We start from the raw sequence: 14,090 nt of genomic DNA on the forward strand, positions 1-14,090 counted from the left end.
GCGTGCAGGACGCAACGGCCCACTGGCTCGCCAAGAGACAGGCCAGGGCGCAGAACACGCCTACGGCTCGGTTTGACACAGGAAAAACGGCGGTTCGGGTCACGGCGCAGGCTCCTGATTGGGCTACAGGCGTTAGACGCAAGGTCGGCGCCGCGCGCCGCTCACCTGCTCCGCCTCGTCAAGGACGCCCGCTCGTGATTCCCTATGTCCGCCAGTTCGACTTCACCTACGGCCATCGTGATCAGGTCTCGTCGCTGATCCAGCGTGTCATCGCCGACAATCCGGGACCGTTCACCTTTACCGGCACCGGGACCTATATCGTCGGACGCGACATGCCGGGCGCGAGCGTGGCCGTCATTGACCCTGGCCCGGACGACGAGGCCCACTTGCACGCCCTGCTGAGGACGCTGAAGGGGCGGACGGTCAGCCATATCCTGGTCACCCACACCCACCGCGACCATGCGCCTCTCTCGCGCGCTTTGGCCGAGGCGGTCGGCGGCGCGCCCATTCTGGCGGCCAAGCCCCCCGCCCAGGCCGTCCATGCCTCCACCGCTCTGGACGAGGAGGACGACGACGACTTCGCACCAGATATCCTGCTCGCGGGCGGCGAAATGATCGAGGGCGACGGCTGGACGATCGAGACCCTGGCCACGCCGGGTCACGCCTCGAACCACATGGCCTTCGTGCTGAGAGACGAGAACGCCCTCTTCAGCGGCGATCACGTCATGGGCTGGTCCACCACGGTCGTCGCCCCGCCCGACGGCGACATGATCGCCTATATGGACAGTCTGGATCGGGTGCTCGCGCGCGGCTTCTCGACCATCTGGCCGACACATGGCCCCGCCATCACCCAGGTCGCGCCCTTCCTCAAGGCCTATCGCGACCACCGGCTGGAGCGCGAGGCGCAGATCTGCGCGCGTCTGGCGGCGGGCGATGCGACCATCGCGGACATGGTCCCGGCCCTCTACGCCGCCGTGGACCAGCGTTTGTGGCCGGCGGCCAGCCTGTCGGTCCTGTCGCACCTGATCAAACTGGTGAAGGAAGAGCGTGTCTCCGCCGCCCCAGAACCGACGATGACCGCGCGCTATCGCCTGATCGGCTAGGGCTGCAGACCGGCTGTGATAGCGCGAGCCAGGCGGCAGGCCTCGTCGCCGACCTTGACGCCCTCACGCTGGGCCACGCGCACGTCGGTGCGACCGGGGCGGATGCGGATGGCGGCGTCATAGGTCAGACCGAACCAGAAGCCTTCCTTCGCCCCATCAGCGCGGAAAGGCGCGACGCCACGAACGGTGACGCCCGCCGCCTCCAGCGCCGCCGCCGCCGTCTCCGGCGCGACCTGACGCGGAACCGACACCAGATCAGGACAGGCGACCGATTCCTCTGTCCGCCCCCCGCGCATGGCCAGAACCGCGCGCGAGAAAGCCGGCGTCTCGGCGGCGTCGGTCGTGACGTCGTTGGCGGCAGGAACGGTGAACCGCTGTCCCTGAACCGCAAACAGGGCCACGGCTGCGCCCGCCACCACCAGCGACACAGCCGCATAGAGCCCGCGACGCCGCATGTCCTTGAACGCGATCAGCACCGCAACCAGGGCCGCCGCCAGGCCCGCAAAGGCCAGGATGCGGGCGACCTTCAGCGTCAGGATCTCCAGGCCGAAACTCGCGTTCCATAGGCCGAACCGGGTCCCGAAGACAGCGATCAACACCAGCAGAGGCGCCAGACACGCCGCCAGAGTCAGCCAGCGCAGACGGATATCCGCCGCGCGCGCCTGGGTCCGGGTCGGTTCAGCCATGCGGCCCTCCTGAAAGATCAGCCTGCGGTCGGCAGGCGGTAATCCTTCATCTGCTCGCGCAGCAGCTTCTTGTCGATCTTGCCCGTGGCGCCCAGCGGAATATCGGCCAGGAAGACCACGTCGTCAGGCATCCACCACTTGGCGATCTTGCCCTGCAGGAAGTCCAGGTGCTCCTGCTTGTCCTCGGCCTCGCCGTCCTTGAGCTTGATCAGCAGGACCGGGCGCTCGTCCCATTTCGGATGGGCCGCGCCGATGACGGCGGCCAGAGCGACCTTGGGATGGCCGACCGCCAGGTTCTCGATCTCGATGGAGCTGATCCACTCGCCGCCGGACTTGATGACGTCCTTGGCGCGGTCGGTGATCTGCATGAAGCCGTGGTCGTCGATGGTCGAGACGTCGCCGGTGTCGAAGAAGCCTTCGTTGTCCAGGATCTCGCCGCCCTCGTCGCGGAAATAGGACCGGGCGATGGTCGGCCCCTTGATCATCAGGCGGCCATAGGTCGAGCCGTCATGCGGCATCTCCTGGCCGGCGTAGTTCTTCAGCTTCAACTCGACGCCCAGCGGCGGCGTGCCCTGCTTGACCCGCCACTTCAGCTGTTCCTCGAACGGCAGGGCCGCCAGTTCGGGGGTCATGTTCGACAGAGTGCCGATGGGCGAGGTCTCGGTCATGCCCCAGCCCTGCAGCACCTCGACGCCGAACTCGTCGTGGAAGGCGCGGATCATGCTCTCCGGCACGGCGGCGCCGCCGATCAGCACGCGCTTGACCGTCGAGAGCTTCAGATTGTTCTCGCGCAGATGGTTCAGCAGGCCCTGCCAGACGGTCGGCACGGCGGCCGAGAAGGTGACGCCCTCGGTCTCCAGCAGTTCATAGATGGCCGGGCCGTCCATGCGCGCGCCGGGCATGACCAGCTTGGACCCCGCCGCCGGCCCGCCGAAGGCGATGCCCCAGGCATTGGCGTGGAACATGGGCACCACCGGCAGGATGACTTCCTTGGGCGTCGCGCCCAGGACGGTCGACTGCAAGCCCAACAGGGTATGGATGAAGTTCGAGCGGTGCGAATAGAGGACGCCCTTGGGGTTCCCCGTCGTGCCCGAGGTGTAGCACAGGCCGCAGGCGGTCTGTTCGTCGAAACCGCCCCACTCCACGTCCTCGGACGACTGCTCCAGCACGGTCTCGTAGCATTCGACCACCGGCAGCTTGGTCTGCGGCATGTGGTCGGGATCGGTCATGATGACGACGCGCTCGACCGAAGGACAGTGAGGCAGGATGGCGTCCAGAAGCGGCACGAAGGTCAGGTCGACGAAGATGATCCGGTCGCCCGCGTGGTTGATGATATAGACCAGTTGTTCCGGGAACAGGCGCGGGTTCAGGGTGTGGCACACCGCGCCGATGCCCATGATGCCGTACCAGGTTTCGATGTGGTCGCCGGTGTTCCAGGCCAGGGTGGCGATCCGGTCGCCAGGCTGCACGCCCCAGGCCTTCAGCGCGTTCGACACCCGCTTGGCCCGACCATGGATCGCGCCATAGGTGGTGCGCTCGATCGGCCCCTCGACGGAACGGGTCACGACCTCGCGGTTCGGGTGCCAATTCTTGGCGTGGTCGAGAATCTTGTCGACCGTCAGCGGCCAGTCCTGCATCAAACCCAGCATCGCATTTCCTCGTGTTGCGCCCTCTAAAACGTGGCGCTTTTCGAGACGCTATCTAGGTGAACAGCGATAAGCAACGGCGCCGTTAGGGAAACAAATCCGCTCCATTCTGTCGCATCCACAGCCCCCGCGCCGCGCAACATGGTCAAGGTCTGCTGACCGGCCTAGAAAGCCGCCCGAACGTACGGAGACCGCCCATGACCATCCTGATCGCCATCACCGGAGGCTCCGGCTCCGGCAAGAGCACCCTGGCCGAGGCCCTGGTCTCCTCCCTGCCGCCCGGCGTGGCCGTGCTGATGCGCGAGGATTCATACTATCTGGACGCCGCCAGCGTGCCCGGCTTCGACGCCGACACCCACGACTTCGACGACGTGGCCGCCCGCGACCATGACCTGCTGGCCGAACACCTGTCCGAGCTGAAGGCCGGACGACCGGTCGTCGCGCCTCTCTATTCCTTCCTCCATCACGGTCGCGACCCGGGCGGCGAGCCCATTCCCGCCGCCGAGGTGGTGATTCTGGAAGGCACCCATGTCCTGTGTACGCCGGCCCTGACCGCCCTGTTCGACATCAAGGTCTTTGTCGATACGCCCGCCGACATCCGCTTCATCCGGCGCCTGCTACGCGACCAGGCGGAGCGCGGACGCACCGCTGAATCCGTCATCCATCAATATCTGCTGACCGTGCGCCCCGGCCACGAGCGCCACACCGAGCCTTCGCGCACCCAGGCCGACTTCATCGTCGCCGACGCCACCGCCGCTGTGCGGCTGGAAGATCCGCAGGCGGTCATTCGCCTGGCCGCGCCCGTCCTGGCCCACCCGCTGCTAGCGGCTTGGCATCATTAGTTGATTACGACTCGCAGAACGCGGCTACTTGTTGCAATCAAGGCATTTTAAAGGCACGTTAGCCATACGTTTTCCGGGTATGTGCCGATGACCGCCTTGGTCCAAGATTTCGACGATCCTCGCCGCGCCGCGATCGTGCGACAGGCGCGATTGCACTTCATAACCGAGGGCTACGCCGGAACGCGCATGGAGCCGATCGCCCGCGAGGCTGGGGTTTCGACCGCCACCCTCTATGCCTTCTTCGACAGCAAGGCGGTTCTGTTTGAGGCGGTGATCGACAATGCCTCCGAGGACTTCGCCCGCCATATGGCGGCGGTGCACACCACCTCCGGCACCCCGCGTGAACGCCTGAACGAGTTCATCGGCGGCTATGCCGAATTCATGAGCAACAGCTTCGTCCGATCGGTGTTTCGATTGGTCCTGGCCGAGCGGCCGCGCTTCGAGGCCATCGCCATGCGTTTCTTCGAACGCGGACGCAGCGATTTCGGGGCCATCCTGATCGGGATGCTGACCGACATGACCGCCGCAGGCCAGATGAAGGTGGACAAGCCCTCCTGGGCCGCCGGACAATTGATGGGCATGATCGAGCACCCGGTCTTCTTCGTGCCGCTAGTGACCGGCGACGACGTCATCGCCGAGCGCCCCCCGCGCGCCATCGCTGAAGACGCGGTCGAGACCTTCCTGGCCCGCTACGCCGCCTGACGTCGAACTAGGGCCACAGGCGCGTAGACTTCCAGCCATCGCCTTCGCGTTCAAAACGCAGCCGATCATGCAGTCGGAAAGCCCGATCGCGCCAGAACTCGATTTGTTGCGGCACGACCCGCCATCCGGTCCAGCGATCCGGGCGCGGCACCTCCTGCCCGTCAAAGCCGGCCGTCTTCTCGGCCACGCGCGCTTCCAGCGTCCCCCGGCTATCCAGCGGGCGCGACTGATCCGAGGCCCAGGCGCCGATGCGGCTCTCGCGCGCCCGACTGGCGAAATAGGCGTCGGCCTCGGCCGCGCTGACCTGCTCGACAACTCCACGCACCCGCACCTGGCGACGCAGGCTCTTCCAGTGGAAGACCAGGGCCGCCGACGGATGGGCCCACAGTTGCTCGCCCTTGGCGCTTTCCTGATTGGAGAAGAAGGTGAAGCCGCGCGCATCCACATCCTTCAGCAGGACGATCCGCGCGTCCGGCACGCCCTCGGCGTCCAGGGTCGCCAGGGTCATGGCGTTGGCGTCGTTCGGCTCCCCCGCCTTGGCCGCCTCCAGCCACTCTGCGAACAGGCCATAGGGTTCGACTTGCTCGAACATGGTCTCGTCCGCATTGGCCGCCAGTTGCGCGGCGTAGTCCTGAACAGACGGGCTGGGCGGGATCAGTGGCTGGGTCATGGGCGATTCTCTACACCCGCATTTCCCCTACGTCATCAGCTGTAGACTAGGGTGCGACACCAAGCTTCACTGTAAACTGAAATTCTCGTTTCAATCGACAAGGTTAACCCGGTCTTGACCATATTGACCCGAGGCTGGCGTCCATGTGCGCGGATGCTCTCACCCTTGATACCGCCCGATCCCTTCTGGGCCTGACCGGTCCGGTCGGCGCCGACGGCCTGGCCACCGCCTTCCGCGCGGCGGTCAAGGCGGCTCGCCCCGACGCCCCCGGCGGCGACGCCGAGACCTTCCGCCGCGTCATCGCCGCCTATCGCCTGCTGCAAGCCCAGACCCTGGCCCTGCCCGCCCCCGCATACGCCAGGCCTTTCGTCCAGCCGCCCGCCCCCGCCCCGCTTCTGAGCCTGACGCCCATGCAGGCCATCAGCGGCGGCTGCATCCGCGTGACGCTGGGCGCCCGCACCCTGCTGGTCCACGCCCCGCCCGGCGTGCGCACCGGCGACAGGATCCGGCTGAAGCGCGGCGGTGCTGGCGCGAGCGACCTGCTGCTGCCCGTCCTGATCCGCCCCGCCGACGGCCTGTCCGTTCTGGGCGGCGACCTGTTCATGACCTGGGCCGTGCCGCAGCGGATGATGGACGACGGCGGACGCATCGAGATCCAGACCCATGCCGGTCCGCGCTCGTCCTGGCTGGTCCCCGACATGGTCGAGCCGGTGCGCCTGCGCCTTAGAGGCCTGGGCCTGCCCGCGCGCGGTCAGCGCCCCGCCGGCGACCTGTTCGTCAAGCTGGAGGCCTCGGCCGACCTGCCTTCCGCGGCCGAAGACCTGCTGCTTCGCTTCACGCGGGTCTGGACGCCGGAGCGCATCGCGGCTTAAGCGGTAGGCCATGTCGCACAACACCTTCGGTCACCTGTTCCGCGTCACCACCTGGGGCGAAAGCCACGGCCCGGCCATCGGCTGCGTCGTCGACGGCTGCCCGCCGCTGATCCCCCTGACCGAGGCCGACATCCAGCCCCTGCTGGACCTGCGCAAGCCGGGCGGCAGCCGCTTCGTCACCCAGCGGCAGGAGGCCGATCAGGTCCGCATCCTGTCCGGCGTCTTTGACGACGGCAACGGCCCGGTCACGACCGGAACCCCGATCAGCCTGATGATCGAGAACACCGACCAGCGCTCCAAGGACTATGGCGAGATCGCCCGCGCCTTCCGCCCCGGCCACGCCGACTATGCCTATCAGGCCAAGTACGGCGTGCGCGACCATCGTGGCGGCGGGCGGTCGTCCGCCCGCGAAACCGCCAGTCGCGTGGCGGCGGGCGCCGTGGCGCGCAAGGTGCTGGGTGAGACCATCCGCATCCGGGCGGGCGTGGTCCAGTTGGGCCCGCATCGCATTGCTGACGAGGCCATCGACTTCGACGCCGTCTACGACAACGCCCTGTTCGCCGCCTCGGCCGAGGTCGTCCCGGCGTGGGAGGCCTATCTGGACAGCGTGCGCAAGGCCGGCTCCTCCATCGGCGCCGTCGTGGCGCTGGAGGTCACGGGCGTACCCGCCGGCTGGGGCGCGCCCCTCTACGCCAAGCTGGACGCCGAACTGGCCTCGGGCCTGATATCGATCAACGCGGTCAAGGGCGTCGAGATCGGCGCGGGCTTCGGTGCCGCCGAGCTGTCGGGCGAGGACAACGCCGACGAAATGCGTCTGGGCGACGACGGCCTGCCGGTCTTCCTGTCCAACAAGGCGGGCGGGGTTCTGGGCGGCATCTCCACCGGCCAACCGCTGACGGCCCGCGTGGCGTTCAAGCCCACCTCCTCCATCCTGACCCTGCGCCAGACCATCAACCGCGACGGCGCCGAGGTCGACCTGCGCACCAAGGGCCGCCACGACCCCTGCGTCGCCCTGCGCGGCGTCCCGGTGGTCGAGGCCATGGCCGCCATCGTCCTGGCCGACGCCATGCTGCGCCATCGAGCGCAGGTGGGCTGAGACCAATTTGAAACAAAGACAGTTGCAAATAGGATTTGGCGATCCTATCTAGGTCTCAAGCATTCCTCGGATGGGAGACCGAACCATGATCGACGTCAGACCTTTCAGCACCCTCGGCGGCGCCAACCACGGCTGGCTGAACGCCAAGCACCACTTCTCGTTCGCCAACTATTATGATCCCAAGCGCATGGGCTGGGGCCGTCTGCGCGTCTGGAACGACGACGAGATCGGCGCTCGCTCGGGCTTCCCGCCCCACCCCCACGCCGACATGGAGATCATCACCTATGTCCGCACCGGCGCCATCACCCACGAGGACTCGATAGGCAACAAGGGCCGCACGGGCGCAGGCGACGTTCAGGTGATGAGCGCCGGCACGGGCGTGCGCCACTCCGAGTTCAACCTCGAGAACGAGACGACCACCCTGTTCCAGATCTGGATCGAGACGGACAAGCCGGGCGCCCAGCCATCCTGGGGCCAGCGGGAGTTTCCCAAGAGCGACCGCTCGGGCCGCTTCACCGTCGTCGCCTCGGGCGATCCGGCGGACGAGGCCCTGTCGATCAACGCCGACGCCAAGATCCTGGCCGCGACGCTGAAGGCGGGCGAAAGCCTGACCTATGACCTGGCCGCCGGCCGCCGCGCCTATCTGGTGCCCGCCGTGGGCCGGGTGGACGTCAACGGCGTGACGCTGAACGCCCGTGACGGCGCCGGCATCGTCGACGAACCGACCATCACCATCACGGCCAGCGAGGACGCCGAACTGGTCATGGTCGACAGCTTGTAATCCCTGCCCTCCCGGAAGGCGGCGCCCGCCGCCCTCCGGGACCCGGCGGCGGCCACGATCCCGCCGTCAGCCTCTGTTCACTTCCGTCACGCAAAGTAGGCGCTTCGGGAGATTCTCATGACCAAGTCCTTCAAGCGGGCGACCGCCCTTCTGGCCGCCGTCGGCGGTTCGCTGATGCTGCAAGGCTGTCTGGTGGGCGCCGTGGTCGGAACCGGCGCGGCGGTCGTCGGCGGTACGGTCAAGGCGACCGGGGCCGTCGTCGGCGCGGGCTTTGACGCCGTCACCACCTCGGACGAAGAGACCAAGGCCAAGCGCGAGCGCGAGCAGCGCGAGTTCGAACGCGAACAGCGCCGCTGCGAACAACGCCAGCGCCAGGGCAAGGACTGCTAGGGCCCTGTTCAAGCCGTTCTCGCAGTCTTGACGACTTCACACGCCACGCCCCAAATCCTCAGCCGGAAGTGGGGATCGGCGATGCATGGATTAGGGCACGGACTTGCGGCGCTGGCGATCGCCGGCCTCGGTCTTGGGGGAGCAACAACGGCGACGGCTCAAGCCGATGACGACTGGGAATTCGCCGAGGACGCCGCTCGCAGCCTGACCGTCGCCGCTGTCCGCTACGACTCGGGCCACGCCGTCATCGCCCAGTGCGCCAGTGGCCAACTCCGGGTTCTGTTGGCCGGCCTGCCAGCGACCACCGAAACGTCGCGCCTTCTCACCGCCACCCGTTCAGGCGGCGCCACCGACACCCAGTCATGGACCATCGATGAAGGCGGCTCCCTGACCAGCACCCTTCCTGCCCGCGATGCGCGCTTCCTGCGCGCGGGCGGCGGATTGCGGCTTCGATCCGCTCCCGGAGACAGCGCACCGATCAACGCCGCGTTCGATCTTCCAGCCCAGTCGGCCAATCTCGATCGCGTGCTGACAGCCTGCGGATACCCGCTTGAGGACGACCGGGACGCCATACCCAGGGCAGCGCCGGACCTGCGGCTGCAACGGCCTCCGCGCGAAGGCGACGTCGGGGGTCGCCCCGGACGTTCTCTGGAACTGAGCTGCATCATTCAGAACGGCGCCTACAGCCAATGCCACGCCGACCACTTTCCAAAGGCCATGAACGTCAGAAGCGCACGAAGCGAAGCCCTCAACAGAAACGGCTCGCGCCTGCACCCCGACGACGCCGCCGCCAACGAAGGCAAGGTCGCCTATATCTTCGTCCCTCTGCTGATCGCCGTTTCGAGAGAAGGCCTCTGACAGCCTCCTCGCCTGTGGTCAGGCCGCTCATGCGCCAAGCGGCCCTGTCGGACCGCGCCATACCGAGTCTAGGGTGAGGCTCCCTCCCCTGACGAGCCCGCCATGCAGATCGCCATCCTGACCCTCGACGGCTTCAACGAGCTGGACAGCTTCATCGCGGCGGGCATCCTTAACCGCATGAAGGCCCAGGGCTGGGCGGCGCACATCACCTGCCCGACGCCGGAAGTCACCTCCATGGCCGGGGTGACGATCCGGCGCCAAAAGCCGCTGGAGTTTCTGGCCGAGGCCGACGCCGTCCTGATCGGCAGCGGGATCAGGACCCGCGACTACGCCGCCGACCCCGCCTTCCTGTCACAGCTGAAACTGGACCCGTCGCGCCAGCTGATCGGCGCCCAGTGCTCGGGCACCCTGCTGCTGGCCAAGCTGGGCCTGATCGGCGACCTGCCCGCCTGCACCGACCTGACCACCAAGCCCTGGGTCATCGAGGCCGGCGTCAATGTCGTGGACGCCCCCTTTGTGGCGCACGGCAATGTCGCCACGGCGGGCGGCTGCCTCGCCTCCCAATACCTCGCCGCCTGGATGATCGCGCGAATGGCCACCGTTCAGGACGCCGAAGAGGCCATCCACTACGTCGCCCCCGTTGGCGAGAAGGCCGAATACGTCGCGCGGGCGATCGCCGCGGTGGGGCCGTATCTGACGGACGGGACGATACTGGCGGCTTAGGTCTGCTTTCCACCCATTGCGGACATCAGGGAACGAGCCATGATGCCTAATCTGATGGAGATCGCTGCGTGCAGAAGGACGATTACTTCACCCTTACAACCGGACTTGCCGGGGGTGAGGCCGTTCAGTTCGCCGACGGGCGTTGGCCGGGGGAAATCGGTGCGGGCATCGCGATCAAGGAGGAAGCCTTCGACCTCATTGAGCCTCATCTTCGCGCCGTAGCGCCAGATTGGACCATTGGGCATCGATACGGCGTGTTTGAACTGAGCGTCGGTGCCCGAGATCGCTTGGCTAAGAGCCTACGATCCGTTGTCAGTGACAGCGCCGAGACGACAGCAAAAGACGCGTTGTTCAGGGCGTTGGCCCGGTGGCTGGATGAACGCCCAGGTGAAGACTCGCCGGTCAGCATCCTCGGCCTCTAACTTCCGCTAACCGCCCGTTGCCGACGTTCGTGACGTCCGCTGCCCGCCCTACCGCACCCCGATATACTTGTGCGTCTGGACGCTTAGACGCCACTGCGGGTGGGTCAGGCAGTATTCGATGGCGGCGGCGGTGTTGGCGGCCTGGTCGGGGCCGTCCATGGGTTGCAACCAGAAGCGTTCGAAATCCAGTCCCTCGAACCGCTCGGGCATGGCCAGGGCCTGGGGGAAGACCAGCTTCAGTTCCTGGCCCGAGGTCTGGACCACGGGGGCGTCGGCCTTGGGGCTGATGCAGATCCAGTCGATCCCTTCGGGCGCCGCCAGGGTGCCGTTGGACTCGATGGCGACCTCGAACCCGCGCGCGTGCAGGGCCTCGATCAGCGGCGCGTCCAGCTGCATCAGCGGCTCGCCGCCGGTGCAGACCACCAGCTTGGGATCGCCCGCGCGGCCCCGCCACATGCCGGCGACATGGTCGGCCATCGCGTCGGCGGTCCTGAACTTGCCGCCCCCGTCGCCGTTCACGCCGACGAAGTCCGTGTCGCAGAAGGTGCAAACGGCGGTGGCGCGATCCCGCTCCAGCCCGCTCCACAGGTTGCAGCCGGCGAAGCGCAGGAAGACGGCGGGCCGCCCGGCCTGACCGCCCTCGCCCTGCACCGTCAGAAAGACTTCCTTGGCCGAATAGGTCACGCGCGCGCCGCCCATTCGCCGTAGCCCGCCGCCCGCAGCTCGCAGGCCGGGCAGGTTCCGCAGCCATAGCCCCAGTCATGGCGATGCGTCCGGTCGCCCAGGTAGCAGGTGTGGCTGGCCTCAACGATCACCTGAACCAGAGCCGCCCCGCCGATCCGCTCGGCCAGGGCCCAGGTCTCGGCCTTGGTCAGGAACATCAGCGGTGTCTCGATCGGCGACGGCTTGGCCAGACCCAGGGTCAGGGCGTGGCTCATGGCCTGGATCGTGTCGTTGCGGCAGTCGGGATAGCCCGAGAAGTCAGTCTCGCACATGCCGCCGACCAGGACCTCCAGCCCCCGCCGGTCAGCCAGCGCCGCCGCCGCCACCAGAAAGATCAGGTTGCGCCCCGGCACGAAGGTGTTGGGCAGGCCGCGCGCATCGGCCTCGATGGCCCGATCCGTGGTCATGGCCGTCTCGCCGATGGCCCCGAAACCGGTCAGGTCCACCACGTGATCCGGCCCCAGCCGGTCGGCCCATTGCGGCAGGACGTTCACCATCTGCGCGCGCACGCTCTGACGCGCCTGCATCTCGACCGCGTGACGTTGGCCATAGTCGAAGCCGATGGTCTCGACCCGCTCATACCGCTCCAGCGCCCAGGCCAGGCAGGTGGCGCTGTCCTGCCCGCCCGAAAACAGGACAAGGGCAGTAGTTTCAGAAACTTGCGACGTGACGCTCATGACAAACCTGCGGTCGGCCGACGGCCGCGCGCATCCAGGAAGAAACGGGGAAAAGATGGATCTTTCGCCCTTATACGCCAGACAGGCGGCGGCGGCAAAGGACCCGCGCCCCCGCAGCGGCGGCCTACGTATTTTCCCGGGGGGCCTTTAACGCTTTCGCAAAGCGTTAGCAGCAAATGTAAAACTCCATATTGGAGTGCCGGCCGTATGCCGACGATCGAAGTGTTGACCGAGCGCGTAGAGCCGGTGTCCGCCGCCGCCATGGCGGGCGAGGTCTTCGCGCGTTTCGAGCGCGAGCCGGACACCCTGGTCATCCCCGTGGTCGACGGCGAGCGGCCGCTCGGCCTGATCGAACGCAGCGACTTTTTGATGAAACTGGCCGGCCCTCTGGGCCTGAGCCTGTACGGCGCCCGCGAAGTCACCCACGTCATGGACAGCGAGCCCGCCGTGGTCGAGGCCGGCGTCCGCATCGACGCCTTTTCCGACATCATCCTGAAAAGCGGCCCCGGCGCCCTGATGCGCGGCTTCATCGTCACCCGCAACGGCGCCTATCGCGGCGTCGGCACGGCCGTCTCCCTGCTGCGCGCCGTCAATGACATTCAACGCCAGCAGAACCAGGATCAGGCGGATCAAATCCGCGCCCTGAGCGACGCCAAGATTCAGGCCGTGGCGACGGCGCGCGCCAAGAGCCAGTTCGTGGAGTTGATGAACCGCGAGCTGCGCACGCCGATGAACGGCGTCCTGGCCGTGGCGGAACTGTTGCTGCGTCAGCCGCTGAACGACGCCGCCCTGGCCCATGTTCAGACCATAATCGATTCTTCCGACACCCTGATCGGCACCCTGCAGGACGCGCTGGACCTGGCCCGCGCCGAGGCCGGACAACTGACTCTGACGGCCTCCCCGACCCCGCTTCGCGCCGTGATGGACGAGGTGCAGGCCCTATGGGCGCCTCGCGCGGCCCAGGACGGCGTCAGCCTCATGGTCGGCTACGAGGGCGATACCGAATTGGCCGGCGTTCTCGACGGTCCGCGCCTGAGCCAGGTGTTCAACACCCTGATCGGCCACACCCTGAAGTTCGCGCGCAATGGCATGGTCGAAGCCAGCCTCAAGGCGATCGTCGTCGGCGATCAGGTCCGTCTCGAAGCTCGCGTTCGCGACGACGGCGCCGGGCTCGATCCGGCCCGCATCCACCAGATCTTCGATCACGCCGGCAATCCCGACGACGGCGGTCTGGGCCTATCCATCTGCCGCCATATCGTGGAGCAGATGGACGGCCGCATCTGGGCCGAGAACAACGTCGGTCGCGGCGCCACCCTCGCCTTTGACCTGTCGGCGCCCCGCGCGATCATCCAGCAGGAAGAACCGTCGAACGTCTCCAGCCTCGACGAGTTGGATCTGCAGGTGCGCCCGCATATCCTGATCGCTGACGACAACGCCACCAACCGCGTCGTAGCCCAGGCCCTGTGCGAGATGTTCGGCTGCACCTCGGAAACCGTCGAGGACGGCCAGGAAGCCCTGGACGCTGTCCAGGCCCGCCCGTTCGACCTGATCCTGATGGACATCAAGATGCCCCGTCTGGACGGGGTGCAGGCGACCCAGGCCATTCGGGCCCTGCCCGGCGACAGCCGCAACATCCCCATCGTCGCCCTGACCGCCAACGCCGATCCCGACGACGCCAAGCATTATCTGGCTGTCGGCATGGCCGCCGTGGTCGAAAAGCCGATCAAGCCGGAACGGCTGCGCATGGCGATGAACGCGGCCCTGGCCGCCCCGGCCGCCGCCGCATCAACGGCCCCCGTCGCCAGCAAACGCCCCGCCGCCTGACCCGAGGTCAGCTTCAGCGCTTCAACCCGCCCGGTTCGCCGAGGCGGCTTAGGTCTATGGACAGCCCTCCCGACG

Annotated in this window: 16 protein-coding genes; 11 read left to right on the forward strand and 5 right to left on the reverse strand. The window is 67.3% G+C overall.

Annotated elements, in window-relative coordinates:
- The first annotated feature begins 194 nt into the window (after positions 1-194).
- Positions 195-1,103 carry an MBL fold metallo-hydrolase gene (locus tag RTY13_RS13355; RefSeq protein ID WP_312784093.1) on the forward strand — a complete coding sequence of 303 codons (909 nt, stop codon included), beginning with the start codon at positions 195-197 and terminating at the stop codon, positions 1,101-1,103.
- Here the strand turns inward: RTY13_RS13355 and RTY13_RS13360 are convergent.
- A complete protein-coding gene (locus tag RTY13_RS13360) occupies positions 1,100-1,789 on the reverse strand; it encodes a DUF1499 domain-containing protein (RefSeq protein ID WP_312784094.1) in 690 nt (229 codons plus the stop codon). The two genes, RTY13_RS13355 and RTY13_RS13360, sit on opposite strands and share 4 nt — an antisense overlap.
- A gap of 17 nt (positions 1,790-1,806) precedes the next feature.
- Positions 1,807-3,438, reverse strand: a complete 1,632-nt coding sequence (locus tag RTY13_RS13365; RefSeq protein ID WP_312784095.1) for a long-chain-fatty-acid--CoA ligase — start codon at positions 3,436-3,438, stop codon at positions 1,807-1,809.
- Positions 3,439-3,632: 194 nt separating this feature from the next.
- Here RTY13_RS13365 and udk point away from each other — a divergent pair, with 194 nt between their 5' ends.
- Both udk and RTY13_RS13375 read left to right on the forward strand, forming a co-directional pair.
- Complete coding sequence (udk, locus tag RTY13_RS13370; protein ID WP_312784096.1) at positions 3,633-4,277, forward strand: uridine kinase; 645 nt, start codon at positions 3,633-3,635, stop codon at positions 4,275-4,277.
- An 87-nt stretch (positions 4,278-4,364) separates the two neighbouring features.
- Positions 4,365-4,979: a TetR/AcrR family transcriptional regulator gene (locus RTY13_RS13375; RefSeq protein WP_312784098.1), complete on the forward strand. Its 615-nt coding sequence runs from the start codon at positions 4,365-4,367 to the stop codon at positions 4,977-4,979.
- Between the two features lie 7 nt (positions 4,980-4,986).
- Here RTY13_RS13375 and pdxH read toward each other — a convergent pair whose 3' ends face one another.
- On the reverse strand, positions 4,987-5,649 hold the full coding sequence (gene pdxH / locus RTY13_RS13380; RefSeq protein ID WP_312784100.1) for a pyridoxamine 5'-phosphate oxidase: 663 nt from the start codon (positions 5,647-5,649) through the stop codon (positions 4,987-4,989).
- 143 nt (positions 5,650-5,792) lie between these two features.
- On the opposite strand from pdxH, the gene RTY13_RS13385 reads away from it, so the two are divergent.
- From RTY13_RS13385 to RTY13_RS13415, 7 genes are all read left to right on the forward strand, one after another.
- A complete protein-coding gene (locus RTY13_RS13385) occupies positions 5,793-6,521 on the forward strand; it encodes a DnaJ C-terminal domain-containing protein (RefSeq protein WP_312784102.1) in 729 nt (242 codons plus the stop codon).
- Between the two features lie 10 nt (positions 6,522-6,531).
- On the forward strand, positions 6,532-7,617 hold the full coding sequence (gene aroC, locus RTY13_RS13390) for a chorismate synthase (RefSeq protein ID WP_312784104.1): 1,086 nt from the start codon (positions 6,532-6,534) through the stop codon (positions 7,615-7,617).
- A gap of 85 nt (positions 7,618-7,702) precedes the next feature.
- Positions 7,703-8,398, forward strand: a complete 696-nt coding sequence (locus tag RTY13_RS13395; RefSeq protein WP_312784106.1) for a pirin family protein — start codon at positions 7,703-7,705, stop codon at positions 8,396-8,398.
- A 117-nt stretch (positions 8,399-8,515) separates the two neighbouring features.
- The gene (locus RTY13_RS13400) at positions 8,516-8,788 is read left to right on the forward strand and encodes a hypothetical protein (protein WP_312784108.1); all 273 of its coding nucleotides are present in this window, start codon (positions 8,516-8,518) and stop codon (positions 8,786-8,788) included.
- Between the two features lie 81 nt (positions 8,789-8,869).
- A complete protein-coding gene (locus RTY13_RS13405; RefSeq protein ID WP_312784110.1) occupies positions 8,870-9,646 on the forward strand; it encodes a hypothetical protein in 777 nt (258 codons plus the stop codon).
- A 102-nt stretch (positions 9,647-9,748) separates the two neighbouring features.
- Positions 9,749-10,369 carry a DJ-1/PfpI family protein gene (locus RTY13_RS13410; RefSeq protein ID WP_312784112.1) on the forward strand — a complete coding sequence of 207 codons (621 nt, stop codon included), beginning with the start codon at positions 9,749-9,751 and terminating at the stop codon, positions 10,367-10,369.
- Positions 10,370-10,437: 68 nt separating this feature from the next.
- A complete protein-coding gene (locus RTY13_RS13415) occupies positions 10,438-10,791 on the forward strand; it encodes a hypothetical protein (protein WP_312784114.1) in 354 nt (117 codons plus the stop codon).
- Between the two features lie 48 nt (positions 10,792-10,839).
- Here the strand turns inward: RTY13_RS13415 and queE are convergent, their stop codons facing one another.
- Positions 10,840-11,475 carry a 7-carboxy-7-deazaguanine synthase gene (queE, locus tag RTY13_RS13420; RefSeq protein ID WP_312784164.1) on the reverse strand — a complete coding sequence of 212 codons (636 nt, stop codon included), beginning with the start codon at positions 11,473-11,475 and terminating at the stop codon, positions 10,840-10,842.
- Positions 11,472-12,191 carry a 7-cyano-7-deazaguanine synthase QueC gene (gene queC, locus RTY13_RS13425; RefSeq protein ID WP_312784116.1) on the reverse strand — a complete coding sequence of 240 codons (720 nt, stop codon included), beginning with the start codon at positions 12,189-12,191 and terminating at the stop codon, positions 11,472-11,474. The genes queE and queC overlap by 4 nt, the downstream gene beginning before the upstream one ends.
- Positions 12,192-12,398: 207 nt before the next feature.
- On the opposite strand from queC, the gene RTY13_RS13430 reads away from it, so the two are divergent.
- Positions 12,399-14,015 carry a response regulator gene (locus RTY13_RS13430; RefSeq protein ID WP_312784118.1) on the forward strand — a complete coding sequence of 539 codons (1,617 nt, stop codon included), beginning with the start codon at positions 12,399-12,401 and terminating at the stop codon, positions 14,013-14,015.
- The last annotated feature ends 75 nt before the right edge of the window (positions 14,016-14,090 follow it).

This window comes from Brevundimonas sp. (assembly GCF_032055285.1).
In the GTDB taxonomy this organism is placed as follows: Bacteria; Pseudomonadota; Alphaproteobacteria; order Caulobacterales; family Caulobacteraceae; genus Brevundimonas.